This is a genomic window from Halomonas sp. PGE1, assembly GCF_013000985.1.
Classification (GTDB): domain Bacteria; phylum Pseudomonadota; class Gammaproteobacteria; order Pseudomonadales; family Halomonadaceae; genus Halomonas; species Halomonas alkalicola.
On record NZ_CP053032.1, the window covers coordinates 475,051 to 499,025 of the forward strand.

Annotated in this window: 23 protein-coding genes and 1 riboswitch; of the genes, 9 read left to right on the top strand and 14 right to left on the bottom strand. The window is 69.7% G+C overall.

What is annotated here, in order from left to right; translation table 11 throughout:
• Window positions 1-6: 6 nt before the first annotated feature.
• From hutH to HIR79_RS02325, 7 genes are all read left to right on the top strand, one after another.
• Complete coding sequence (gene hutH / locus HIR79_RS02295; RefSeq protein ID WP_169956515.1) at window positions 7-1,542, top strand: histidine ammonia-lyase; 1,536 nt, start codon at window positions 7-9, stop codon at window positions 1,540-1,542.
• A 97-nt stretch (window positions 1,543-1,639) separates the two neighbouring features.
• Window positions 1,640-3,220, top strand: a complete 1,581-nt coding sequence (locus tag HIR79_RS02300; RefSeq protein ID WP_169956517.1) for an ABC transporter substrate-binding protein — start codon at window positions 1,640-1,642, stop codon at window positions 3,218-3,220.
• Between the two features lie 62 nt (window positions 3,221-3,282).
• Window positions 3,283-4,263, top strand: a complete 981-nt coding sequence (locus HIR79_RS02305) for an ABC transporter permease (protein WP_169956518.1) — start codon at window positions 3,283-3,285, stop codon at window positions 4,261-4,263.
• Complete coding sequence (locus tag HIR79_RS02310) at window positions 4,260-5,237, top strand: ABC transporter permease (RefSeq protein ID WP_211620910.1); 978 nt, start codon at window positions 4,260-4,262, stop codon at window positions 5,235-5,237. Before HIR79_RS02305 ends, HIR79_RS02310 begins: the two co-directional genes overlap by 4 nt.
• Window positions 5,212-7,377, top strand: coding sequence for an ABC transporter ATP-binding protein (locus HIR79_RS18430; RefSeq protein WP_249322227.1), 2,166 nt, complete (start codon window positions 5,212-5,214; stop codon window positions 7,375-7,377). Before HIR79_RS02310 ends, HIR79_RS18430 begins: the two co-directional genes overlap by 26 nt.
• A gap of 144 nt (window positions 7,378-7,521) precedes the next feature.
• Window positions 7,522-8,886, top strand: a complete 1,365-nt coding sequence (locus HIR79_RS02320) for a D-alanyl-D-alanine carboxypeptidase (protein WP_169956520.1) — start codon at window positions 7,522-7,524, stop codon at window positions 8,884-8,886.
• 126 nt (window positions 8,887-9,012) lie between these two features.
• Complete coding sequence (locus tag HIR79_RS02325; RefSeq protein ID WP_169956522.1) at window positions 9,013-9,888, top strand: DMT family transporter; 876 nt, start codon at window positions 9,013-9,015, stop codon at window positions 9,886-9,888.
• Here HIR79_RS02325 and HIR79_RS02330 read toward each other — a convergent pair.
• The 3 genes from HIR79_RS02330 to HIR79_RS02340 are packed head-to-tail and all read right to left on the bottom strand — an operon-like array spanning window position 9,883 to window position 12,455.
• Window positions 9,883-10,761 (bottom strand): metal ABC transporter permease, encoded by an 879-nt coding sequence (locus tag HIR79_RS02330; protein ID WP_169959438.1) that lies wholly within the window; start codon window positions 10,759-10,761, stop codon window positions 9,883-9,885. The two genes, HIR79_RS02325 and HIR79_RS02330, sit on opposite strands and share 6 nt — an antisense overlap.
• Window positions 10,762-10,804: 43 nt before the next feature.
• Window positions 10,805-11,605: a metal ABC transporter ATP-binding protein gene (locus HIR79_RS02335; RefSeq protein WP_169956524.1), complete on the bottom strand. Its 801-nt coding sequence runs from the start codon at window positions 11,603-11,605 to the stop codon at window positions 10,805-10,807.
• Window positions 11,586-12,455 carry a metal ABC transporter solute-binding protein, Zn/Mn family gene (locus HIR79_RS02340; RefSeq protein ID WP_249322229.1) on the bottom strand — a complete coding sequence of 290 codons (870 nt, stop codon included), beginning with the start codon at window positions 12,453-12,455 and terminating at the stop codon, window positions 11,586-11,588. The genes HIR79_RS02335 and HIR79_RS02340 overlap by 20 nt, the downstream gene beginning before the upstream one ends.
• 215 nt (window positions 12,456-12,670) lie before the next feature.
• Between HIR79_RS02340 and mntR the strand changes: the two genes are divergently transcribed.
• A complete protein-coding gene (mntR, locus tag HIR79_RS02345; protein ID WP_169959439.1) occupies window positions 12,671-13,147 on the top strand; it encodes a manganese-binding transcriptional regulator MntR in 477 nt (158 codons plus the stop codon).
• A gap of 132 nt (window positions 13,148-13,279) precedes the next feature.
• On the opposite strand, the gene thiE is transcribed toward mntR, so the two are convergent.
• The 4 genes from thiE to HIR79_RS02365 all read right to left on the bottom strand — a co-directional run bounded on the left by thiE (window position 13,280) and on the right by HIR79_RS02365 (window position 15,812).
• Window positions 13,280-13,897: a thiamine phosphate synthase gene (gene thiE, locus HIR79_RS02350; protein WP_169956528.1), complete on the bottom strand. Its 618-nt coding sequence runs from the start codon at window positions 13,895-13,897 to the stop codon at window positions 13,280-13,282.
• Window positions 13,887-14,708 carry a hydroxyethylthiazole kinase gene (gene thiM, locus HIR79_RS02355; RefSeq protein ID WP_169956530.1) on the bottom strand — a complete coding sequence of 274 codons (822 nt, stop codon included), beginning with the start codon at window positions 14,706-14,708 and terminating at the stop codon, window positions 13,887-13,889. Before thiM ends, thiE begins: the two co-directional genes overlap by 11 nt.
• A gap of 35 nt (window positions 14,709-14,743) precedes the next feature.
• Window positions 14,744-14,846, bottom strand: a riboswitch (TPP riboswitch).
• A gap of 62 nt (window positions 14,847-14,908) precedes the next feature.
• The gene (locus HIR79_RS02360; RefSeq protein WP_169956531.1) at window positions 14,909-15,403 is read right to left on the bottom strand and encodes a C40 family peptidase; all 495 of its coding nucleotides are present in this window, start codon (window positions 15,401-15,403) and stop codon (window positions 14,909-14,911) included.
• A 64-nt stretch (window positions 15,404-15,467) separates the two neighbouring features.
• Window positions 15,468-15,812 (bottom strand): DUF6482 family protein, encoded by a 345-nt coding sequence (locus tag HIR79_RS02365; RefSeq protein ID WP_169956533.1) that lies wholly within the window; start codon window positions 15,810-15,812, stop codon window positions 15,468-15,470.
• A 206-nt stretch (window positions 15,813-16,018) separates the two neighbouring features.
• On the opposite strand from HIR79_RS02365, the gene gloA reads away from it, so the two are divergent.
• Entirely contained in the window at window positions 16,019-16,552 is a 534-nt protein-coding gene (gene gloA, locus HIR79_RS02370) for a lactoylglutathione lyase (protein ID WP_169956535.1), read from the top strand.
• Between the two features lie 75 nt (window positions 16,553-16,627).
• Here the strand turns inward: gloA and HIR79_RS02375 are convergent, their stop codons facing one another.
• The 7 genes from HIR79_RS02375 to HIR79_RS02405 form a co-directional block, all read right to left on the bottom strand.
• On the bottom strand, window positions 16,628-17,365 hold the full coding sequence (locus tag HIR79_RS02375) for a dioxygenase family protein (RefSeq protein ID WP_169956537.1): 738 nt from the start codon (window positions 17,363-17,365) through the stop codon (window positions 16,628-16,630).
• Window positions 17,366-17,463: 98 nt separating this feature from the next.
• Window positions 17,464-18,630, bottom strand: coding sequence for a lipocalin-like domain-containing protein (locus HIR79_RS02380; protein ID WP_169956539.1), 1,167 nt, complete (start codon window positions 18,628-18,630; stop codon window positions 17,464-17,466).
• The gene (locus tag HIR79_RS02385; RefSeq protein WP_169956540.1) at window positions 18,630-21,140 is read right to left on the bottom strand and encodes an FtsX-like permease family protein; all 2,511 of its coding nucleotides are present in this window, start codon (window positions 21,138-21,140) and stop codon (window positions 18,630-18,632) included. Before HIR79_RS02385 ends, HIR79_RS02380 begins: the two co-directional genes overlap by 1 nt.
• Window positions 21,140-21,808 (bottom strand): ABC transporter ATP-binding protein, encoded by a 669-nt coding sequence (locus HIR79_RS02390; protein WP_169956541.1) that lies wholly within the window; start codon window positions 21,806-21,808, stop codon window positions 21,140-21,142. The genes HIR79_RS02385 and HIR79_RS02390 overlap by 1 nt, the downstream gene beginning before the upstream one ends.
• 50 nt (window positions 21,809-21,858) lie before the next feature.
• On the bottom strand, window positions 21,859-22,386 hold the full coding sequence (locus HIR79_RS02395; RefSeq protein ID WP_169956542.1) for a hypothetical protein: 528 nt from the start codon (window positions 22,384-22,386) through the stop codon (window positions 21,859-21,861).
• Window positions 22,383-22,691, bottom strand: a complete 309-nt coding sequence (locus HIR79_RS02400; RefSeq protein ID WP_169956543.1) for a nucleotidyltransferase domain-containing protein — start codon at window positions 22,689-22,691, stop codon at window positions 22,383-22,385. The genes HIR79_RS02395 and HIR79_RS02400 overlap by 4 nt, the downstream gene beginning before the upstream one ends.
• A gap of 138 nt (window positions 22,692-22,829) precedes the next feature.
• Entirely contained in the window at window positions 22,830-23,942 is a 1,113-nt protein-coding gene (locus tag HIR79_RS02405; protein WP_169956544.1) for a metal ABC transporter solute-binding protein, Zn/Mn family, read from the bottom strand.
• Between the last annotated feature and the right edge of the window lie 33 nt (window positions 23,943-23,975).

Below are 23,975 nucleotides of genomic sequence, written 5' to 3' on the forward strand. Positions count from 1 at the left end.
TTCCCCATGCCCCATCTCGAGATTCAGCCCGGCAAGATGACCCTGGCGCAGGCGCGCCAGGTTCTCCAGGAGCCCGTCAGCGTAGGCTTGCCGAACAGTGCCGATGCCGACATCGGCAAGTCCGTGGAGTGCGTCAATCGCGTTATCGCCGAGAACCGCACCGTCTACGGCATCAACACCGGCTTCGGCCTGCTGGCCCAGACCCGCATCGCCAACGAGGACCTGGAGGCGCTGCAGCGCTCCCTGGTGCTGTCGCATGCCACCGGCGTCGGCGCGGCCCTGGACGACGACCTGGTGCGCCTGATCATGGTGCTCAAGGTCAACAGCCTGGCGCGCGGTTTCTCCGGCATCCGCCGCGAGGTGCTCGATGCCCTGATCGCGCTGGTCAACGCCGAGGTCTACCCTCACATTCCGCTCAAGGGATCCGTCGGGGCCTCGGGAGATCTCGCCCCCCTGGCCCACATGAGCGTGGTGCTGCTGGGCGAGGGCAAGGCACGCCACCAAGGCGAGTGGGTCCCGGCCCAGCGAGCGCTGGAGCTCGCCGGGCTCGCGCCGATGGAGCTGGCGCCCAAGGAGGGGCTGGCGCTGCTCAACGGCACCCAGGTCTCCACCGCCTATGCCCTGCGTGGGCTCTTCGCGGCGGAGGACCTCTTCGCCGCGGCCACGGTGTGCGGGGCGCTCACCGTGGAGGCCGCCCTGGGCTCCCGCACCCCCTTCGATGCCCGCATCCACGCGGCGCGCGGCCAGCGGGGCCAGATCAATGCCGCGGCCGCCTATCGGCACCTGCTGGGGGAGGGCAGCGCCATCGGTGACTCCCACGCCGACTGCGACAAGGTGCAGGACCCCTACTCGCTGCGCTGCCAGCCCCAGGTGATGGGTGCCGTGCTGACCCAGATCCGCCAGGCGGCCGAGGTGCTGGCGGTGGAGGTCAATGCGGTGTCGGACAACCCGCTGGTGTTTGCCGAGGACGACGACATCATCTCCGGCGGCAACTTCCACGCCGAACCGGTGGCCATGGCCGCCGACAACCTGGCGCTGGCCATCGCCGAGACAGGCTCGCTCGCCGAGCGACGCATCTCGCTGATGATGGACAAGCACATGTCCCAGCTGCCGCCCTTCCTGGTGGAGAACGGCGGCGTCAACTCGGGCTTCATGATCGCTCAGGTCACCGCGGCGGCGCTGGCCAGCGAGAACAAGGCGCTGGCTCATCCTCACAGCGTCGACAGCCTGCCCACCTCGGCCAACCAGGAGGATCACGTCTCCATGGCGCCGGCCGCCGGCAAGCGCCTGTGGGAAATGGCCGACAACGTGCGCGGCATTCTGGCCATCGAGTGGCTGGGTGCCTGCCAGGGGCTCGACATGCGCCACGGTCTGAAGAGCACCGACACGCTGGAGCAGGCCAGGCAGCTGCTGCGCGACCGGGTCAGCCACTACGAGCAGGACCGCTTCTTTGCTCCGGATATCGAGGCCGCCAGCGACTTGCTCGCGGCCAGGGCGCTGAGCCCCCTGGCTCGCCCCGGCACACTGCCCAGCCAGCGCTGAAAGCGTTGACGGCCGGTGCCTTCCTTTCTCGTCTACGTTATGGGAGAAACCCTGTCAGGGCCGATGCCCATCAAACGCTTGAACGAGGAACAACAAGATGTTCAGGAAGACACTGCTCGTTTCCGCCATGGCGGCCGCCATGGTCGCCTCCGCTGCCCATGCCGATACCCTGCGCTGGACCCGCTCCGCCGACGGCCTGACCCTCGATCCCCACTCCCAGAACGAGGGGCCGACCCACGCGCTGAACCATCAGATCTTCGACGTGCTGATCTATCAGGACATGGACGTGGAGTACCAGCCGGGCCTGGCCACCGAGTGGCACGTGCACGAGGACGACCCCCACGTCTGGGTCTTCAAGATCCGCGAGGGGGTCACCTTCCACGAGGGCCAGGCGCTGAGCGCCGATGACGTGGTCTTCTCGCTGAACCGGGCGCGTCACGAGAACGCCGACATGCGCGGCCTGCTCACCTCCATCAAGGAGGTGCGCGCCGAGGATGACTACACGGTGCACGTGGAGACCCACGACCCCAACCCGCTGCTGCCCAACAACCTCACCAACCTCTTCATCATGAGCCGCGAGTGGGCCGAGGAACACGGCGTCGAGGAGCCGCAGAACTACGCCGCGGGCGAGGAGACCCATGCGGTGCGCAATGCCAACGGCACCGGCCCCTTCCGGGTGGTGAGCCGCGAGCCCGACGTGCGCACCGTGCTTGCGCGCAACGACGACTACTGGGGCATCGATCACTACCCCATGGAGATCTCCGAGCTGATCTTCACCCCCATCGAGTCGGCGGCCACCCGAGTGGCGGCGCTGCTCTCCGGCGAGGTCGACCTGCTCCAGGAGACCCCGGTGCAGGACATCGAGCGACTGGCCAACGCCCCGGGCCTCAAGAACGAGCAGGGGGCGGAGAACCGCACCATCTTCCTGGGCATGGACCTGGGCTCCGCCGAGCTGCGCACCGCCGACACCGACGACAACCCCTTCGCCGATCGCCGCGTACGCGAGGCGATCGATCTCGCCGTGGACCAGACCACCATCCAGCGGGCGGTGATGCGCGGCAACTCCCAGCCCGCCGGCATGATCGCGCCCCCCTTCGTCAACGGCTACTCCGAGGCGCTCGACGTGGTGGTGCCCGCCGACCTCGACCGGGCCAACGAGCTGATGGCGGAGGCGGGCTACGGCGACGGCTTCCGCGTCACCCTGCAGTGCCCCAACGACCGCTACGTCAACGACGAGCAGATCTGCCAGGCGGTGGTCAGCATGCTGGCGCGCATCGGCATCACCGTGGACCTGGTGGCCCAGACCCGCTCGCTGCACTTCGCCGAGCTGGCCCGGGAGGAGTACGACTTCTACATGCTCGGCTGGGGCGTGCCGACCATGGACTCCGAGTACGTCTTCAACTACCTCTACCACACCAAGGAGGGCGACCGCGGCAGCTGGAACTTCACCGGCTACTCCGACGAGCGGGTCGATGAGCTGACCGTGGCCATGGGCCAGGAGACCGACATCGAGGCGCGCAACGCCATGATCGAGGAGGCGTGGCAGATCGTGCACGACGAGATCGTCTATATCCCGATCCACCACCAGATGCTCACCTGGTCGATGCGTGACGATATCGACTTCAAGGTGCAGAGCGAGAATACCCCGCACTTCAAGTACCTGAAGTTCAACCGCTGATCGTGACTGTGCCCGCTCCCCGGCTGCCATCCGCGGCCGGGGGGCGGTGACGTGGAGACCCCATGCTAGCCTTCCTGATCCAGCGCGTGCTGCAGGCCATCTTCGTGATGTTCGTGGTCGCGCTCATCTCCTTCTCGCTGTTCCACTACGTCGGCGACCCGGTGCTCAACATGCTCGGCCAGGAGGCCACCGAGGCCGACCGCGCCGCGTTGCGTGCCCAGCTCGGGCTCGACCAGCCGGTGGTGGTGCAGTTCTGGCAGTTCATCGTCAATGCCGCCCAGTTCGAGTTCGGCATCTCCTATCGTTCGGCGAGGCCGGTCACCGACCTGATCATGGAGCGCCTGCCGGCGACCCTGGAGCTCGCCATCATCTCGGCGATCTTCGCCGTGGTGATGGGCATCGTGCTCGGCATCTACACCGCCATCCAGCGCGGCAGCTGGCTGTCGAAGTTCATCATGACCGCCTCGCTGATCGGGGTGTCGCTGCCCACCTTCCTGATCGGCATCCTGCTGATCTACGTCTTCGCCGTGGAGCTGGGCTGGCTGCCCGCCTTCGGTCGCGGCCAGACGGTACGCCTGGGCGACTGGTGGACCACCGGCCTACTCACGGCCAGCGGCTTACGCTCGCTGATCCTGCCGGCGATCACCCTCGGGCTCTTCCAGCTGACGCTGATCATGCGCCTGGTGCGCGCCGAGATGCTCGAGGTGCTGCGCACCGACTACATCAAGTTCGCCCGGGCCCGGGGGCTGTCGAAGCGGGTGGTCAACCTGCGCCATGCGCTGAAGAACACCCTGATTCCGGTGATCACCATTATCGGCCTGCAGCTCGGCACCATCATCGCCTTCGCCATCATCACCGAGACGGTGTTCCAGTGGCCCGGCGTGGGGGCGCTGTTCATCACCGCGGTGCGCTTCGTGGACATCCCGGTGATGGCCGCCTACCTGATGATGATTGCCCTGGTGTTCGTGGTCATCAATCTGATCGTCGACCTGCTCTACTACGCCGTCGACCCGCGCCTGCGCGTGCAGGGAGGTGCCAAATGAGCCAGGACATGAAGCCCCGCGAGAGCGCGGCCGTCGCGGCGCCCATCGCGCCCAGGCCGCCGGGCCGACTCAGGACCTTCCTCGATAGCGACATCGTCTACTCCTGGCAGCGCCAGCCGGTGGTGATTCTCGCCACCCTGGTCACCCTGGTGATGTTCGCCGGCGCCCTGTTCGCCCCCTGGATCGCGCCCCAGAACCCCTTCGACCCGCGCCAGCTGGAGCTGATCGACGCCTTCACGCCGCCGCTGACCACCTCGGACTTCACCGGCAACTTCTACCTGCTGGGCAGCGACAGCCAGGGCCGCGACGTCTTCTCGGCGATCCTCTACGGCTCGCGCATCTCGCTGCTGGTGGGGTTCGCCGCCGTGCTCTTCGCCCTGGCGCTGGGCACGGCGCTGGGCCTGCTGGCCGGCTTCCGCGGCGGCTGGCGCGACGCCCTGATCATGCGCATCGCCGACGTCCAGCTCACCTTCCCGTCGATCCTGATGGCGCTCTTGATCTTCGGGGTGATCCGCGGCTTCCTGCCGCGCTCCATGCACGCGGAGGTGGCGATCATCGTGCTGATCATCGCCATCGGCCTCTCCGACTGGGTGCAGTACGCCCGGGCGGTGCGCGGGGCGACCATGGTGGAGAAGGGCAAGGAGTACGTGCAGGCGGCGCGGGTGATCGGCCTGCCGGATCGCCGCATCCTCTTCCAGCACATCCTGCCCAACGTGCTGCGCCCGGTGCTGGTGATCGGCACCATTGGCCTCGCGCTCGCCATCATCGCCGAGGCGACGCTCTCCTTCCTGGGGGTCGGCATGCCGGCCACCCAGCCAAGCCTGGGGACCCTGATCCGGGTCGGCCAGGACTACATGTTCTCGGGAGAGTGGTGGATCCTGCTCTTCCCCGGGGTGGCGCTGCTGCTGCTGGCGCTCTCCGTCAACCTGCTGGGAGACTGGTTGCGTGATGTCCTCAACCCCAAGCTCCGTTGAGCCAAGCACCGTCGAGCCAAGCGCCGCCGAGCAAGTGCCGGGCGACCGCAACGCCGCCGCGATGGGCCGCAAGCCCGACGGCGAGCGGGAGCCGGTGCTCTCCGTGCGCCACCTGCGGGTGGAGTTCCCCACCCGCCACGCCACCCTGGTGGCGCTGGACGACGTCTCCTTCGATATCGCCCCGGGCGAAGTGCTCGGGGTGGTGGGGGAGTCCGGCGCCGGCAAGTCGATGACCGGCAACGCCGTGATCCAGCTGCTCGAGCCGCCGGGCCATATCGCCGGCGGCGAGATCCACCTGGCGGGGCGACGCATCGACGACCTCCCGGAGGAAGACTTCGTGCCCCTGCGCGGGCGCCATATCGGCATGATCTTCCAGGATCCGCTCACCAGCCTGAACCCGCTCTTCTCCATCGGCGACCAGCTGGTGGAGACCATCCGCGCCCACCTGCCGATGAACGAGAAGCAGGCCCGGGCCCGGGCTGTGTCGCTGCTCACCGAGGTGGGCATTCCCGCCCCGGAGACCCGCCTGGACAGCTACCCCCACCAGTTCTCGGGGGGCATGCGCCAGCGGGTGGTGATCGCCCTGGCGCTGGCCGCAGAGCCCGAGCTGATCATCGCCGACGAGCCCACCACGGCGCTGGACGTCTCGGTGCAGGCGCAGATCCTCGCCCTGCTCAAGCGGGTCTGCGCCGAGCGCGGCGCGGCGGTGATGCTGGTCACCCACGACATGGGGGTGATCGCCGAGACCGCGGATCGCGTCGCCGTGATGTATGCCGGGCGGCTGATCGAGATCGGCCCGGTGAACGAGGTGATTCGCCGCCCGCAGCACCCTTACAGCGAGGGGCTGATGGCCTCCATCCCGGGCCTGGCCGAGCGCCGCGAGCGGCTCTACCAGATCGAGGGGGCCATGCCACGCCTGGCGGCGATCCCCACGGGCTGCGCCTTCAACCCGCGCTGCCCCCACGCCGTCGAACGCTGCCGCATCGAGCGCCCGGAGCTGCTGCCCGCCGGCGCCGGTCAGGCGGCCTGCTGGCTACACGACCCGGAGAACCCCGTGGCGCGCCGTGACGCCCCCCCGCGACACCCAGGAGGTGACCCGATGAGCCAGACGCAACCTGTTCCGAGTGCCGAGGGCGGCGAGGTGCTGCTGGAGGCCACCGATCTGGCGCGCCACTTCGATGTCTCCAAGCCTTGGCTCAACCGGGTGCTGGAGCGCGCCGAGAAGCTGACACTCAAGGCCGTGGACGGGGTGAGCTTCACCATCCGCCGCGGCGAGACCCTCGCCCTGGTGGGCGAGTCCGGCTGCGGCAAGTCCACGGTGGCGCGGCTGATCGTCGGGCTCTACGGGCTGACCCGCGGTCGGCTGGTCTTCGACGGCCAGGAGATCAGTGACCTGGCCCGGCGCTCCGGCCGCCAGTCGGCGGCGATCCGCCAGCGCTTCCAGATGATCTTCCAGGACCCCTACGCCAGCCTCAATCCGCTGTGGCGGGTGGGCACCATCATCGGTGAGCCGCTGCGCTTCTTCCGCCCCGAGATGAGCAGCGTCGACCGCCGCCGCCGGGTGGGCGAGCTGCTCGAGCAGGTGGGCATGTCGGCGGCGGACGCCAACCGTTACCCCCACGAGTTCTCCGGCGGCCAGCGCCAGCGCATCTCCATCGCCCGTGCCTTGGCCAACGAGCCGGAGTTCATGGTCTGCGACGAGCCCACCTCGGCGCTGGATGTCTCGGTGCAGGCGCAGATCCTCAACCTGATGAAGGACCTGCAGGCGCAGTACGGGCTCACCTACCTGTTCATCAGCCACGACATGGCGGTGGTCAAGCACATGGCCGACCGCATCGCGGTGATGTACCTGGGGCGCATCGCCGAGATCGCCCCGTCGGATCAGCTGTTCGCCAGCCCGCACCATCCCTACTCGCGGATGCTGCTGGCAGCGGTACCGTCGCTGGAAGGGGAGGGGCGCGAGCGCACCGTGATCGAGGGGGAGGTGCCCAACCCTGTGCATCCGCCCTCGGGCTGCGCCTTCCACCCGCGCTGCCCTCACGCCGAGGCGCGCTGCCGGGCCGAGGTGCCGGCGCTGATCGCCAGAAGCGACGGCAGCGAGGTGGCCTGCCACGCCGTGGAGGAGGGGCGCATCGACTGAACTCGGGGCAGGAGAAATGTGAAAGCGCGAAATAGCGGCGTTTTTCCTGCCCTGGCGCCCTGTACAGCCGAGCATTCCCGTTCATAATGCTTGATGAGGCAGTGCCGTTTTTGACAGCACGCAGGGAACCCAGAGGGAATGCAGATGGTGACCGCAACCATAACCAGAATCCGGCGCCATGGCATCGCCGTGATCGCGCTGCTGGCGTGTCTGGCCATATCCATCACCGCCACGGCCCAGGCCAATCCGCGCTACGCCGCCATCGTGGTGGACGTCGAGAGCGGCGAGGTGCTGCACGCGGCGAATGCCGATGCCACGCGCTATCCGGCCTCGCTGACCAAGATGATGACGCTCTACCTGCTCTTCGAGGAGCTGGAGAAGGGCACCATGCGGCTCAACCAGCCGCTGCCGGTCTCGGCCCAGGCCGAGGCGATGCCGGCCTCCAAGCTGTGGCTCAAGCGGGGCTCCACCATCACCGTGGAGGAGGCGATCCTGGCGCTGGTCGTGCGCTCGGCCAATGACGTGGCCGTGGTGGTGGCCGAGGCGCTGGGCGGCAGCGAGCGCCAGTTCGGTCAGATGATGACCGCCAGGGCGCGGGAGCTCGGGATGCCCAACACCGTGTTCCGCAACGCCTCGGGCCTGCCCGACAACGGCCAGACCACCACGGCCCGGGACATGGCGACCCTCTCCATCCGCCTGATGCAGGACTTCCCGCAGTACTACCACTACTTCTCGCGGCAGAGCTTCACCTACCGTGGCACCACCCACAACAGCCACAACCGCCTGGTGCGCAACTACGCGGGGGCCGACGGCCTGAAGACCGGCTTCATCCGCGCCTCCGGCTTCAACGTGGCCACCTCGGCGGTGCGCGACAACCGCCGCCTGGTCTCGGTGGTGATGGGCGGCTTCACCGCGGCCTCCCGGGATACCCACATGGCCGACCTGCTCGATCGCGGCTTCGTGCGTGCCTCGCTCTTCGGGCGCGGCGACTGGGTGGCCCAGGCGGACTTTTCCGGCGACCGGATGAGTGGCGATGGCCTGCCGGCGGCCGCTCCGGTGACGCCGGCCGGCCCCTCGCCGGAGCTCGAGCGCCAGCTGGCCAGCCTGCAGGCGCCGGAGCCGCTGCCCACGGTCCAGCCCTCGCTGCCGCAGACCGCCCAGGGCTCGGCCAACGACCCCATTCGCGACCTGATCGCCCGCAGCGAGGCGCCCGAGGCGCCGCGCGCCGAGACCCTGCACCGGCTCGAGCCGGTGGGCGCAAGCGCCAGCTGGGGGGTACAGGTCGGGGCCTTCTCCAATCCCGACAACGCCCGCCAGCACGCCAGCCGCGCCGCCGACCGCCTGAGCCAGGAGCTCTTCAATGCCCGGGTGGATATCGACGAGGTGAGCGGCTCCCAGGCCATCTTCCGCGCCCGGCTGGTCAACCTCGACGAGAACCAGGCCTATCGCGCCTGCCGCAACCTGGCGCGCGAGGGCATCGACTGCATGGTGATCAACGCCGGCCTCTGACCCGACCCCGCACGGCCTTGCCGCCTGCCGGCAGAGTCGCTAGCCTCACGGGACCACCACCCCGCCGCCCTCTGGTCGGCGGGGTGGTCGCTTTGGGTCCGCGGTTGCGTCGCGCAGGGAGGGAGCATGTCATCGTCATTCAAGGGAATCGGCTTCATGTGCCTGGGCGTGCTCTGCCTGGCCATCGGTGACGCCATCGCCAAGTGGCTCGGCGAGGTGCACTCGCCGCTGCAGATCATCTTCTTTCGTACCCTGGTCTCGCTGCCCCTGATCGCGCTGCTGGCCCACTTCGGTGGCGGCCTGATCAAGCTGCGCACGCGCCGGCCCAGGGTGCACCTGCTGCGCGGGCTGATCTACACCGGCACCATGGTCTGCTTCGTGCTGGGGCTGACCCTGCTGCCGCTGGCCGAGGCCACCGCCATCGCTTTCGTGGCGCCGCTGTTCGTCACCCTGCTCTCGGTGCCGCTGCTCGGCGAGCGCATCGAGGGGCCGGTACTGGTCGCCTCTCTGGTGGGCTTCGTGGGGGTGCTGATCGTGGTGCGCCCGGGGGGCGGGGCCTTCCATCCCGGCTCGCTGGTGCTGATCGGGGCGGCGCTCTTCTATGCGCTGATGATGATCACCGCGCGCCGCTGGGGTGGGCGCGAGCACCTCTGGGCCATGGTCTTCTACATGACCCTGGTGCCCTTCGTGATCACCGGCCTGGCGCTGCCCTGGGTGTGGCAGACGCCCCATCCCTGGCACTGGCTTGCCTTCCTGGGGTCGGGGCTGTTCGGGGTGGGGGCCACCGCCTTCATCACCCTGGCCTTCCGCCATGCGCCGGCGGCCATCGCCGCGCCCTTCGACTACAGCGCCATGCTCTGGGCGGTGCTGCTGGGGTGGTGGTTCTGGGGCGAGATGCCGGACCTCTGGGTCTTCGTCGGCAGCGCCCTGATCATCGGCAGCGGCCTGGCCATCGCCTACCGCGAGGGACGCACGACCCTCAAGCGGCGTCCGACCTCATGAGGTCGGGCGGTTGAAGCGCCATCGCCGCCAGCGGCGGGCGATCAGCCCGTGACGGGGCGCGGCGAGCAGGGCCACCAGGAAGAGCCCCGAGGCCACCAGCACGATGGCCCCCCCTGAGGCCACGTCTAGCCGCACCGACAGCACCAGGCCGGCGACCGCCGACACGATGCCGACGCCGACGGAGATCGCCAGCATGGTACCGAAGCGGTCGGTCAGAAGGTGGGCCGTGGCGCCTGGGGTGACCAGCATGGCCACCACCAGGATGATGCCCACGGTCTCCAGGCTGGCCACGATGGTCAGGGTCAGCAGCATGATCAGGCCGTAGTGGATGGCGCTGACGTTGAAGCCCAGTGCCTGGGCCTGCTGTGGGTCGAAGGTGTAGAGCAGCAGCGGCCGATAGGCCAGCCAGATCGTCAGCACGGCCACCAGGCTGGCCAGCAGGGTCAGCATCAACGCCTGGGCCTGCACGCCCAGCACGTTGCCGAAGAGGATGTGCATGAGATGCGTGCTGGTGGTGATCTTGCTGATGATCACGATGCCCAGGGCGAAGGCGGCGGTGAACATCAGGCCCATGGCAGCATCCGACTTGATGCGGGTGTGGCGCTCGATGGCGCCGATGCCAAGCGACGTCAGAGCGCCGGTCACGAAGGCGCCGACGAAGAAGGGCCAGCCCAGCAGATAGGCGATCGCGACGCCCGGCAGTACCGCATGGGAAATGGCATCCCCCAGCAGCGACCAGCGCTTGAGCACCACGAAGCAGGAGAGCAGCCCGCAGGTGGCTCCCACCAGCACCGAGGTGAGCAGGGCCCGCTGCATGAAGCGGTACTCGAAGGGGGCGGCCAGGCTGTCGGGCAGCAGGCCCACCGCCAGCATCAGTGCCGCCGTGAGGGCTTCGATAAGGCTCGTGGCGAGGTCGTCAAGCGGCAACGGGGGCCTCTCCGGCAGGCATGCGGGTGGCACCGACCGCCAGCCGGGCGAGCATGCTGTCCTTGAGCATCTCCTCCGGTGCTCCCATGCCTACCACGGTGCGGTTGATCAGCAGCACCTGATCGGCATGGCGACGAGCGCCTGCCAGGTCATGCGTCACCATGATGATGGTGGTGCCGGCGCGGCGCTGGCGCTGGAGGGCGGCCATGATCAGCGCCTCGCTGGGCGGGTCGATCCCGGCCAGGGGCTCATCCAGCAGCAGAATGGGCGCTCGCTGGGCCAGGGCGCGGGCCAGCATCACGCGTTTCTTTTGCCCACCCGACAGTGCGCCGATGGGCCGAGCGGACAGCTCGGTCATGTCGACGGCCTCCAGGGCCTCCTCGACGGCCAGCCGATGCTCGGGATTGGCCCAGTGCCTGGGCAGCAGGCGCCGCCATAGCGGGTCTTGACGCATCAGCCCGAAGCGGCCGGTCATCACGGTGTCGCGCACCGAGATGGGAAAGTCCCACTCCATGCGCTCCTGCTGGGCCATGTAGGCAATGCAGCCGGCCTGGCGCTGGGCCAGCGAGGGTTGGCCCAGGATCCTGAGCTCGCCGCGCAAGGGCGAGAGGCTGCCTACTACCACGCTTAGCAGGCTGGACTTGCCCCCGCCGTTGGGCCCCACGATGGCGGTCCACTGGCCCCGGGGCAGCGACAGCGAGATATTCTCGAGCACCGGCTCCTGGCCGTAGGCGGCGTAGAGCCCCTTGATCTCGAGGGCAGGGATGCCATCAGTGGCCGGACTCACCATTGGACTCTCCCAGCGTTTCGGTAAGCAGGCGGGCGTTGTGGCGCAGCATGCTGGCATAGTCGGGCGCCTCGCCGTCCGGCTCGCTGAGCGAGTCGACGAACAAGGGGCCGGCGATGTCGACCTCGGTCTCGCCGGCCACACTGCGTACATGGCGATCGGATATGGTGCTCTCCCAGAAGATGGCCGCAGGGCGACGTTCCTCGATGAGGTCCACGATACGCATGATCTGACTGGGCGTGCCCTCATCCTCGGAGTTGGTGCCCCAGATGCCGTCGTGCTCGAAGCCAAACGCTTCGGCGAAATAGATGAAGGCGGCCTCGCTGGTGATCAGCAGGCGCCGGTCATCGGGGATGGCCGCCATGCTCTCGAGCAGCTCGGCGTGCAGCTCATGCAGCGACTGGCTCAGGGCATCGCCGCGTGCACTGAAGTCCTCTGCCGCCTCGGGGCGTGCCTCGGCAAGCGTCTCGGCAATGACGCGCACGTATTCGGCGGCGGCGCGCGGGTCCATCCACAGGTGGGGATCGGCGTCGCCGGCATAATCGCCGGTCACGATGGGCCGGGTGGCATAGCCGCTCTCCTCGGCCAGGGCGACGACCGGTACGTCGCTCCCAACCGTGGCACGCACCTGGCCAATCCACTGCTCCAGGCTGTAGCCATTGAAGAACACCAGGTCGGCCTCCTCCAGGGCGATGAAGTTGCTGGGGATCAGTTCCCACTCGTGCACCTCCGCCCCCACGGGGGTCAGAGTGTCTACCCGGGCGTCGCCCCCGGCCACCTGCTGTACCAGGTCGCCGAGGATGGAAAAGGTGGTGACCACCCTGAGCGGGGACTCGTCGGCTTGCGTCGTCATCGAAAGGCTGAGGGCACAGGCTGCGATGAGCATCGGGCGCGGGCGAATCGGCATCGTCTTGGTCTCCGAATCAGGGTGATGTCCCGCTGCTGGTCGGGGCGTTTCAGCGGCGAGCGTAACACCCATATCTTAGCCAAGGCTAACTTGTAGGGTAATTGGAAATTCCTATCGGCGCTCAGTTGCTGCGCCAGGTAGACATTGGCTATATTGGCGCGATGAACGATACCCCAGCCGATGTGATGCCGGATCGCCTGAGCAAGGCGGATGCCCTGCCGCCTTGCGAAGAGCACGCGCGGCAGTATGCGGCCGTACGCAACGCCCACGAAACCGAGCTTCTCGAGGATTATGTGGAGCTCATCGGCGATCTGCTGAAGCATCAGGGGGAGGCCCGCGCCACGGATATCGCGGCGCGCATGGGTGTCAGTCAGGCCACGGTTTCCAAGATGGTGACGCGCCTCAAGGCCCACGGACTGGTCTCTAGCCAGCCCTACCGTTCCCTTTTTCTGACCGAGAGCGGCGAGGCAATGGCGGAAATGTCGCGTCGCCGGCATGCCATCCTGCTGCGCTTTCTACGAGCGCTGGGGGTCAGTGATCAAACGGCGCGGATCGACGCAGAGGGCATGGAGCACCACGTCAGCCAGGAGACTCTGGACATCATGCAGCGCTTTACCGAGGCGCACCGCGACGCCTGATCCGGACGTTTCGCCTGTCCCCTCGTTACGGCCGTCCCCGCTCCCTTCCGGCCGCCCCCCCCCCGCTCCCTTCCGACCGCCCCGGCGCCTCGGCCTCGAGTGCCCTGGGTTACCCCGGCACCGCGCCTGTGGTTATCGGCCGCCGCGGATTGCTCGCGCCGCGGCCTCCGGGTCGGGGCGGCCGCAGATCGCCGAGATCACCGCCAGGCCCTGGGCGCCGGCCTGGCGGACCGCCGCGGCGTGTTCGGCCTTGAGCCCGCCGATGGCCACCGCCGGCAGGGGGCTTGCCGTTGCCAGCCGGGCAAGCCCGTCGAAGCCCAGCGGCTCGGCGTGGTCGTGTTTGCTCGGGGTCGCGAAAACAGGCCCCAGCCCCAGGTAGTCAAGCCGCTCGGCGTCCACCCGTGCCATCTGCTCCAGCGTCTGCACCGAGAGGCCGAGCAGCGCCCGCTCGCCCAGCGCCGCGCGGGCGGCCGCCACCTCGCCGTCGCCCTGGCCGATATGCAGTCCGTCGGCGCCGCTCTCCACGGCCACCGCCAGGCGGTCGTTGATGATCAGCGGCACGCCGCTGCCGGCCAGGGCCGCCTTCAGCCGGCGTGCCTGGTCGATCATCTCGCCGTCGCTGGCGTGCTTGTCGCGCAGCTGGACCACGGTCACGCCGCCGCGCACCGCGGCCACCACGGTCTCCACCAGGCCGCGCTCGGCGCACAGGCCGGGATCGGTGACGAGGTACAGGGATAGGTCAAGTTTCATCGGTCATCTCCAGTCGCAGTCGGTCCCTCAGGGTCTCGCCATCCAGGGCGTGCAGGGCGTCTAGGAAGGCTACGGCGAAGCTGCCCGGCCCCCGGGCACTCTCGCCGGCGAGCTCCCCGGCCGCGGCGTAGCAGGCCAGCGCCGCCACGCTGGCCTCGAAGGGATGCTCGGCGCCGACCAGGAAGGCGGCCACCACCCCGGTGAGCGAGCAGCCCAGGGTGGTGACCCTCGGCATCAGCGGGTGGCCGCCACGCACCCGGGCCAGGCGGCGGCCGTCGGTGACAAGATCCACCTCGCCTGTCACCGCCACCACGCAGCCGATGCGCCGAGCCAGCCGCACGGCGGCCTGTTCGGCGGCCTCGGCCGGGTCGCTGCTGTCCACGCCGCGCCCGCCAGCCCCGCGGGCCTCCAGGGCGATGATCTCCGAGGCGTTGCCGCGGATCACCGTGGGCAGGCGCTCCAGCAGGCGCGCGCCGGTCTCGCGCCGGTAGGCGGTGGCACCCACCGCTACCGGGTCCAGCACCCAGGGCCTGCCGGTCAGACGAGCCGCTTCCGCGGCCTCGTCCATGGCGTCCACCCAGTGGGGCGAGAGGGTGCCGATATTGACCGTCAGGGCGTCGGCGAGGGCGGTGAACTCCGCGGCCTCCTCCCGGGCGTGGACCATGGCCGGCGAGGCGCCGATGGCCAGCAGCACGTTGGCCATGGTGTTCATGGCCACCAGGTTGGTGATGTTGTGGATCAGCGGGGCGCGCTCGCGCACCCTGGCCAGGTGGGCCGCAATATCCAGCGAGGAGGAAAGGGGGGTGCGCATGGGGCCTCCCGGGCGCGGGAGGTGCAGGCAGGCGAGCGCTGGGCTGCACGACTCCCTACGCCGGCATGATCCGGTTCAGGTTCCAAGGGTGCCTCTCAGCCGCGCAGCTGCTGCTGCGCGGCGCCCCTGTCGTGGTGATGATGCTGGTGTTCGATCATACGCGGCTGGAGGGGCCAGGCAAGGGGGCTGAGGTGAGGGGCTCAGGGCGCCACGGCGGCGGCGCCCAGGAAGCGCTCCTGCCAGTAGGCGATCTCCACCGGCGCCGTCTCCACCTGGCGGCCTCGGCCCGGGGCGTGGATCATCTGGCCGTCGCCGCGGTAGATCCCCACGTGGCTCGCCTTGCCGCGCCCGGCGATATCGAAGAAAAGCAGGTCCCCGGGGCGTGCCCTGGGGGCGGCGGGCAGGGCGCGGAACTGGTCGTCGGCGGTGCGCGGCACCGGGATGCCGGCGGCGCGGTAGGCCAGCTCCACCAGCCCCGAGCAGTCGAGCCCCGCGGGGGAGTTGCCGCCGAAGCGATAGGGGGTGCCCAAGGCGTTCTGGGCGGCGGCCAGGATCAGCGCCCGCTCGATGGAGAGCCCCTCTGCGGGAGCCGGGTCATGCACGGCCAGCTCCCGGCCGGCGCAGCCGGCCAGCAGCAGGAGCAGCGCAAGGGTCGCGGAGAGTCGCCAGGCGGCCGGACGGGGCAGGGTGGGCATGCGGGGAGCTCCGCAGAGACGGACATGCCTCTACATTAGCGCCTGCCGCCCGGCTCGGAAAGCTTCAGCGAAAGGCGATGCGGGTACCGTTGGCGAGCATCTCGTCCGGCGTCATCGCATGGCCCGGCACGCCGATCATCTCGTCGCCGCACTGGTCGGACCAGGTCAGTACGCCGTGGGTCAGGCCGAGCTCGCCGAGCTTGTCGCGAATCTCGCCGGTGCCCAGGAAGGTCAGGGTACGCCCGCTGGCATCCGAGAGCTCCGAGACGCCGGTGCCATGGTGAAGGCGCACCGTGTAGATGCCGTCCATGGACTCCACCTCGACGATGGGCGAGAAGCCTTGGGAGAGGGCGCGGGCCAGCTCCTTGAGGGTGATATGGTCACTCAGCTGATAGGCATGGGCAGACATGGGAATCTCCAGGGGTTGCCGGTTGCGGTCTTGTATAATCAATGTAGAGTTATTTGGGGGCTTTTGCTGCGATTGTTTCGCCATCACGGCTTCGTGTTTTAGTAAAGAAAGGTGTTGTACAAGATTGTCGCCGCCGGGGCTGGAAATTTTCTGCTGCTGTCCCCATGCTCAGAGGACGGTTTCCCCATGGCAGACAGGAGTCGCCCATGAGCTTCAAGGGTGAGCAACACCCCGGCGTCCAGACCCCCACCGCCGATAGCGCAGGCTTTCGCCTCAATCACACCATGCTGCGGGTGAAGGATCCCGAGAAGGCACTGGCCTTCTACACTCGGGTGTTCGGCATGCGGGTGCTGCGCCGCCTCGACTTCGAGGAGATGCAGTTCTCGCTCTACTTCCTGGCCCGGCTGGAGGAGGACGAGGCGGTGCCCGAGGCGACCGGCGAACGCACCGTCTGGACCTTCAGCCAGCAGGGGCTGCTGGAGCTGACCCACAACTGGGGCACCGAGAACCAGGCCGACTTCGCCTACCATGACGGCAATGCCGAGCCCCAGGGCTTCGGCCATATCTGCTTCAGCGTGCCGGATCTCGAGGCCGCCGAGGCCTGGTTCGACGCCAACGCCGTGGAGTTCGTGAAGCGCGCAGACCAGGGCAAGATGAAGAACGTGGTGTTCGTGAAGGACGTAGACGGCTACTGGATCGAGGTGGTCCAGGCCGACCGGCTGGCCGCCCTGGGCGACTGACCCGGGCACTGCCTGATGCGAAGGCGCCCCCCCTCAGGGGCGGCGCCTTCGTGCGTTTCAGGGCCGGCGCTTGCCTCAGCCGAAGGCGTAGACGTCCATGGCCAGCACGCCGTGCTCGACGCTGTGGTGCAGGCGCTCGGCCTGGCCCCCGGCGCCCATGGCCACCAGCAGGGGCTGGAAGTGCTCCGGCGTGGGGTGGTTCTCGCGGGCCTTCGGGGCGGACTCCCAGGCCAGCAGGGCCTCGCGATCGTCCTCGGCGAGCCGCGCCTCGACCCAGTCGGCGAACTCGCCCACCCAGGCCGGCATGGCGGCGTCGCGGGCCTGCATCTCGTAAAGGTTGTGGGTCAGGCTGCCGGAGCCGATCACCAGGATGTTCTCGTTCCGCAGCGCGGCGAGCCGCTCGCCCAGGGCCGCCAGCTCGGCGTTGGACCACTGCACCGGCAGCGACAGCGACACCACCGGCACCTCCGCCTGCGGGAACATCAGCGACAGCGGCACCCAGGCGCCGTGGTCAAGGCCGCGCTCGGTGGGGACGGCGTTGAGCTCCCGGGCCAGGCGCAGCGCCAGCTCGGGCTCGCCGGGGGCAGGGTACTGGCACTCGAAGAGCTCCCGGGGGAAGCCGCCGAAGTCGTGGATCGTCTCGGGGTGGGCGCTGGTGCTTACCAGCAGCTGGCGGCTGGCCCAGTGGGCCGAGACCACCACCACCGCCTTCGGCTGCAGCCGCTGGCCGAGCCCGCGCAGGAAGTCATGGGCTGGCGTCCGGGTCAGGGCCAGCATGGGGGAGCCGTGGGAGATGAAGAGGCTGGGCAGCATGGGGCGCTCCAGGAGAGGGATGCCTTCAGGATAGCGGCTCGGGTCGGAAGTATCGATAGCAGGCTTATGAAAGAATCGCCTGTCAATAGCCCGTCATCTCAATAGCCCGTCATCTCGAGGTAGCCGAGGCCGAGAGGCGCCCCCGTGGCATGGTCGCGGGCGACGACCTCTCCCTCCCAGTAGGGCACCGTGGTGGCCATCCAGCGCTCGGCGTGGGGCGCCTCGACGATCAGGTCGAGCCCCGCTGCGGGCACCTCGAGTCGCCAGCGAGTGGGCACCTCGCGGCCGGCCACCGACGAGGTGGCCAGCGGCGTGAGGGCGAGCTCCTCCGGCGCCAGTGCCCGGGGCTCCCCCGCCGGGGTGATCCAGGTGCCGGAGCGGTAGTCGCCGCCGGCCTCGCCGCCGCCGCGCAGCTGGAAGGCCATCAGCCGGTGACCGTCCTCCAGGTGCAGCGAGAACCAGTCCCAGCCCGCCTGCTCGGGGCCCAGCAGCTGGCTGCTCCACTCCCGATCGAGCCAGCCCTGGCCGCTCACCGCATGGGTCTCTCCTGCCAGTACCACCTCGCCTTCCACGCGCCAGAAGGGCTGGCTGACGTACATCGAGCCCTGGCCGTCGGCGGACTTCTGGCTGAAGCCGGCGTCGCCGTGCAGCACCAGCGGGCCCTCGGCGGTGAGCTCGAGGCGGTAGCCGACGCGCTCCTGCCCCTCGCCGTCGAAGGCGGTCAGGGTGAGGCGCTCGAAGGTGTCGGCGTCCGGGTCCTCCACCCGGGTTGCCAGCGTCCAGTCGTCGAGCCAGGCGCGGAAGGGCTGGGCCACGGCGCCGGCCTGGCCGGCGTTGCCCTCGCCCGGGTCGGCGGAGTGGCTGCGGGCGAAGCGCTCGGCCACGGCGTGCCGCTCGCCCCGGGAGACCGCCAGGTGCGCCATCCACAGCTGGTCGGCCACCCACTCCTCCGGCGCCGGGCGCGCCTGCGGCGGGACGAGCGCCTGGCGGAACAGGGTCCACTGCAGGCCCAGCGGCTCGCCGGCCTGGTCCTCGAGGTTGGCGGTGAGGTACCACCACTCGATGCGGTAGTCCGGGTGGGCGCCGTGGTCCTCCGGAAAGCGCAGCGGCGTGCCGGGGCGCGCCTGGGCGTAGCCCTCGGCGCTCTCGCCCAGGCCGGCGAACCCCGCGCCCGAGCCCGTGGGTGGCGCCTCGCCGCAGCCGGCCAGGGCCAGAATGGGGGCCAGCAGCAGGGCGGCGAGGCGCGAGCGCAGGAAAGGGCGCATCAGGCAGCCTCCTCGGCCAGCAGGTCCCGCGGCGGCGTGCGCCACAGGCGCAGCACCGGCAGGGCCGCGGCGAGAAGCGCCACCCCCACCGCCGTGGCCAGGGTCAGCAGGATCTCGCCTGGAAAGAGGTGCAGCGGCAGGCGCCAGCCGAAGGCCGCCACGTTGATCACCGCCACCAGTCCCCAGGCGATGGCGATGCCCAGCGGAATCGCTGCCAGGCCCACCACCAGCGCCGTGCCACCTAGCTGGGCGAGCTGGAGCTGGCCCAGCCGCGCTCGAGGCACGCCCAGTGCCCAGAGCGGCGCCAGCCGGCGGCGGCGTTCACCGGCCTGGGCGAGCAGGCTGGCCAGCAGCGCCAGGGCCGCCACGCCCAAGGTCAGGGCGTTGAGCGCCCTGGTGATGGTGAAGGTGCGCTCGAAGATGCCGGTGGCGATGCGCTTCACCTCGCGCTGGTCCTGCACGCTGTCGCGGCCCAGGCCGAAGGCGTCGGCGAGTGCCTCGGCCAGCGCCGCGCCGTCGGCGCCCTCGCCCAGCACGATGCCCAGCGAGCCCGGCGGTGCCCCGAAACGCTCGACCAGGTGGGGCACCGCCAGCAGCACCTCGCCGCGGGGATTGCCGTAGTCCGGGTAGATCGCCGCCACCTCGAGCTGGACCTCGCCGCCGGGTGCCTCCAGGCGAAGGCGGTCCCCCGGGGCGATGCCCTCGGCCACCGCCAGCTGCTCGTTGACGAAGGCCTCGCCATCGCGAAAGGCCGCCCAAGCCGCCTCGCGGCCGTCCCGGGTGGCGACCAGCGGCCAGCTCGGGCTCAGGGTGGCACCGGGGGTGATGCCGTAGACGGATACCGGGGGCTGCCGCGCCTGAGGGGCATCCGACCCCGCGCCGCCGGGCTCGATGGCCAGCAGGCGTGACTCGCTGCGCCGGGTGGCCAGGCGCTCGACCACCTCCGGACGTTCGGCCAGCCAGGCGTCGATCGCCGCGAACTGCTCCGCCGGCGGGCGCAGGTAGAGGTCGGCCACCAGGCGCTGGTCCAGCCACTCCAGGAAGGTGAGGCGAAAGCCCCCCACCATGCTGCTCACCCCCAGGTTGGCGGAGAGCGCGACCAGCAGCGCCATCATGGCGAGCGACAGCCGCGGCAGCTGCAGCTGCAGGTCGGCCAGGGCCCACTGGGCCAGGGGGCGACGCCTCGCCAGGTGGGTGAGGCCGGCCAGGGCGGCGCCCAGCAGCGGGGGCAGCCACAGGGCGCAGGCCAGCAGCAGGGCACCCACCAGGCCGAAGCCGGCCACCAGCCCCTCGCCCGGCGGCAGGCGCGAGAGCCAGGCCGCCAGCGCCAGGCCAACGAGGGCCGTTACTCCGCCGGCGGCGCCCATCAGCGCCAGCTGGCGGCGGAACCCCGAGCGCCAGGCCTGGGCCTGCCCCAGCCCCAGCACGCTGAGCCGCGCCGCCCGCCACAGCACCCCGCTGCCGGCCAGCAGCAGGCCGCCGAGGGTGACCGCCACGCCGCCGACCCAGTAGTGCCAGGGCAGGCGCAGCTCGGCGCCCACCCCGGCGCCATAGAGGCTGCCCAGAGTGGCGGCCACGTCGGGCAGCAGCGCCCGGGCCAGCCAGACCCCGCCGGCGATGCCGGCCAGGGCGCCAACGATGCCGAGCAGCACCAGCTCCAGGGCCAGTGCCGCCACCAGGGCGCGACCGGAGACCCCCAGGGCGCGCAGGGTGCGCAGCATCCCCAGGCGCTGCTCCAGGGCCAGGCCGAGCGCCGCCTGGACGATGAAGAGCCCCACCACCAGCGCCAGCAGGGCCAGGGCGGTGAGGTTGAGGTGGAAGCTCTCGGTGAGCTGGCCCGGCGAGACCAGCACGTCGGCGCGCGTCAGGGCCAGCCCCGCTGGCGCCTCGCCAAGCGCACCCGGGGCGGCCACCAGCCGGGTGAGGCGCGCGCCGCTCTCCAGCAGGGCCGCGGCGGCGGCGATATCCATCACCAGGGTGTCCGGCGGCAGCGAGGGGGCCAGGGTCAGCGGCGGCAGCGTCCGGCCGTCGGCGAGCCGCGGGGTGGCGCCTTCGGCCTCGGCCCGGGCCAGGCCGAAGGCGGCCAGGAGATCCGGCGCCAGTCGGGTCTGCCAGAGGGGCGAGAGGAAGCCGGTAAGCTCCCCGGTGCTGCCGGCGGTGGCGAACTCGCTGTCGCCGGGCAGGGTGAGCGGGTCGATACCGATCACCGTCAGGCGGGTGCCGTCCGGCGCCGCCAGGGTGCCCTCCAGCAGCGGCGAGACCGGCAGCCCCGCCAGCCGCAGGGCCAGGTAGTCGTCCCGGGTCAGCGCCTCGCCGTCGCGGCGCTCCAGGCGGTCCAGGCCGGTGGAGAAGAGCGCCTCGGCCCGGGCGTAGCTGTCCCGGGCCGAGGCGTTGATCGCCTGCACGCCGCTCCACAGGGCGCTGGCCACCCACAGGCCCAGCAGCAGCATCACCAGCTGGCCGGGGTGGCGTCGGTAGTGGGAGAGGAGGGTAGCGAGAACCGTCGTCATCAGCGGGTCGCCGGCGGATGAAGCTGGCCACGGGAGAGCACCAGGCAACGGTCCAGGGGGGCGGCCACCTGGGGGCTGTGGGTCACCATCAGCAGGGCGCAGCCGGCCTGGCGCACCAGCTCAAGCAGCAGTTCGAGCACCTCGCCGGCGCTGGCCTCGTCCAGGTTGCCGGTGGGTTCATCGGCCAGCAGCAGGGCGGGGCGGGGCGCCAGGGCGCGGCCGATGGCCAGGCGCTGCTGCTGGCCGCCGGAGAGCTGCTCCGGGTAGCGCCGCTCGAGGCCCGCGAGGCCCAATCGGCGGATCAGCTCCGCCGACCAGTCCGGGTCCTCCACGCCAGCCAGCCGCGCCTGCAGTCGCAGGTTGTCGAGCACCGAGAGGCTCGGCACCAGATGGAACTGCTGGAACACTAGCCCCACCGCCTCGCGGCGCAGCCGGGCCCGCTCGGGCTCCCTGAGCGACGAGATCGCGCTCCCGCCCAGGCGTACCTCGCCGGCATCGGGCAGGTCGAGCCCCGCGGCCAGATGCAGCAGGGTCGATTTGCCGCTGCCCGATTCGCCCATCAGTGCCAGGCTCTCGCCGGGGGCCAGCGCCAGGTCGACCCCGGTGAGCACCTCGAGCGGCCCCTGGGGCGTGGTGTAGGCCCGGTGGACCTGGCGAAATTCCAGCATGGCGGGTTTCCTGAGGTTCGACAGCCAACGATGGTGGCACTGCCGCAGACTCAGGGGAAGATGCGTTCGAACTCGGTCGAGAAGTCCCGGCTGGCAGGCGCGATGCCGAGCTGTTCGGCACTCCAGATGATCAGCCGCCGGGAGGCGTGCAAGAGCACCCGGGAGAGTTCATTCAGCAGGTTGAAGTGTTCCGCTATCTCCGAGTAATTGGTGGAGTAGTCATGGGCGGCCATGTTGCGAACGGCGCGGCAGCGCTGCCAGTCACTGACTGATTCGATCACGCCCTGCTTCTCGAAGAAGGCAAGCACCTTGAGGAAGCTGTCGGAGGACTCTGCAGCCAGCAGGACGCTGTGGCGCATGGCAGATGCCAGGGTATCCTGGAGCTTGGCGAAGCGCTCATTGATGGCGGCGAGCGTTTCGAAAAGGTCGACATCCTTCCTGTGCTCAGATAGCCATTCGGCATCGATCGGCCAATCGATCTTGGCCTCCGACTGGTGAAGAAACCAGGCACAGCGTTGGATGGCCTCCAGTAGCTGTGCCAGATGTCGTCGCTGTTCAGCGAGAATGTCATGGGTCATGCGGCATCCTCGATAGTGAGCGGCCGGGACCGATGCAGGGCAATGGCCTGGAAGGGGGTTGGCTCTTCGCCCTGTGTGTAACTCACGATATCCACAGGCAATTGCAGTCTCGCCTCGAGTGCCTGCTTGAGTTCAGCGCGGATGAGCAGCGAGATGGGGGCGTTCGAGACCAGCAGCAGATCAAGGTCGCCGCCGCGGCGGGAATCATCGAGGCGCGAGCCGAACACACGCACCTCGATGGCCTTGCCGGCAAGCTCGTGAACGCTGGTGAGCACGATCTCGCGCTGTGCAGGGGTGAGTCGCATGGGGAGGCCTCCTTGCTTGCCAGGACTTCAAGGGCGAAGACAACAAGAGTCTAGCATCAACCCAAGTCGGCACGGTCGGCGGTAACGCACAGGGGGCGCCCGAAGGCGCCCCCTGTGCGTTACCGCCGAGCCTTGCGCTCAGTGGCGATGGCCGTGGCCATGATCGTCGTGGCTGTGGTCGTCGTGGCTGTGGTCGTCGTGGCTGTGGTCGTCGTGGCTGTGGTCGTCGTGGCCGTGGTCATCGTGGCCATGGTCGCCATGGCCGGGCTGGGCCAGGGCGTCGTGCAGAGTCTGGGCGTTGTGGCGCATCATGCCCAGGTAGGTGCTGGCCTCGCCCTCCGCGGCCAGGGCATCGGCGTAGAGGGTGCCGGCGATGGGCAGGCCGGTCTCCTCGGCGAGTTGGTTGATGATCGCCGGGCTGGTCATGTTCTCGTGGAACAGCGCCTGGACGTTCTGCTCGCGGATCACGTCGATCAGCCGGGCCATGTTGGCCGCGCTCGGCTCCGCCTCGGTGGAGAGTCCCACCGGCGACAGGAAACGCAGGCCGTAGGCGTTGGCGAAGTAGCCGAAGGAGTCGTGGCCGGTGATCACGCTGGTGGAGGCGGGAATCTCGCCGAGCAGGCGACGCATCTCCTCGTCCATGGCCTGGATCTCGGCGATGTAGCGCTCCGCGTTCTCGCGATAGGCCGCCTCGTTGTCCGGGTCGGCCTCGATCAGGCCGTCGCGGATATTGGTGACGTAGATCTGGCCCATGGCCAGGTCCTGCCAGCCGTGGGGATCCTGGTCGCCATGATCATGGTCGTCGTGGCCGTGGTCGTCATGGCCGTGGTCGTCATGGCCGTGGTCGTCGTGGCCGTGGTCGTCGTGGCCGTGGTCGTCATGGCCGTGATCGTCGTGGCCGTGATACGCCAGCTTGCGGATCCCCTCGGTGGTGGTCACCAGCGGGCCGGCGTAGTCGCTCGCGTCGATCAGGCGCTCCATCCAGCCCTCGAACTGCAGGCCGTTGAAGACCACCAGGTCGGCCTCGGCCAGGGCGCGGGCGTCGGTGGGGCGCGGCGAGTAGACGTGGGCGTCGCTGTCGGGGCCGACCAGAGAGGTCACCTCGACGTGCTCGCCGCCGACGTTCTCGACCATGTCGGCGAGGATGCTGAAGCTGGTGACGACCTGCACGCGCTCGGCAGCGAAGGCGGCGGGCAGGGCGAGCAGGGTGGAGACGCCGATCAGGGCGGCGGAAGCGTGGGCGAGTCGCATGGGTCAGGAGTCCTCGAGTCGTGGAGAGCAGGA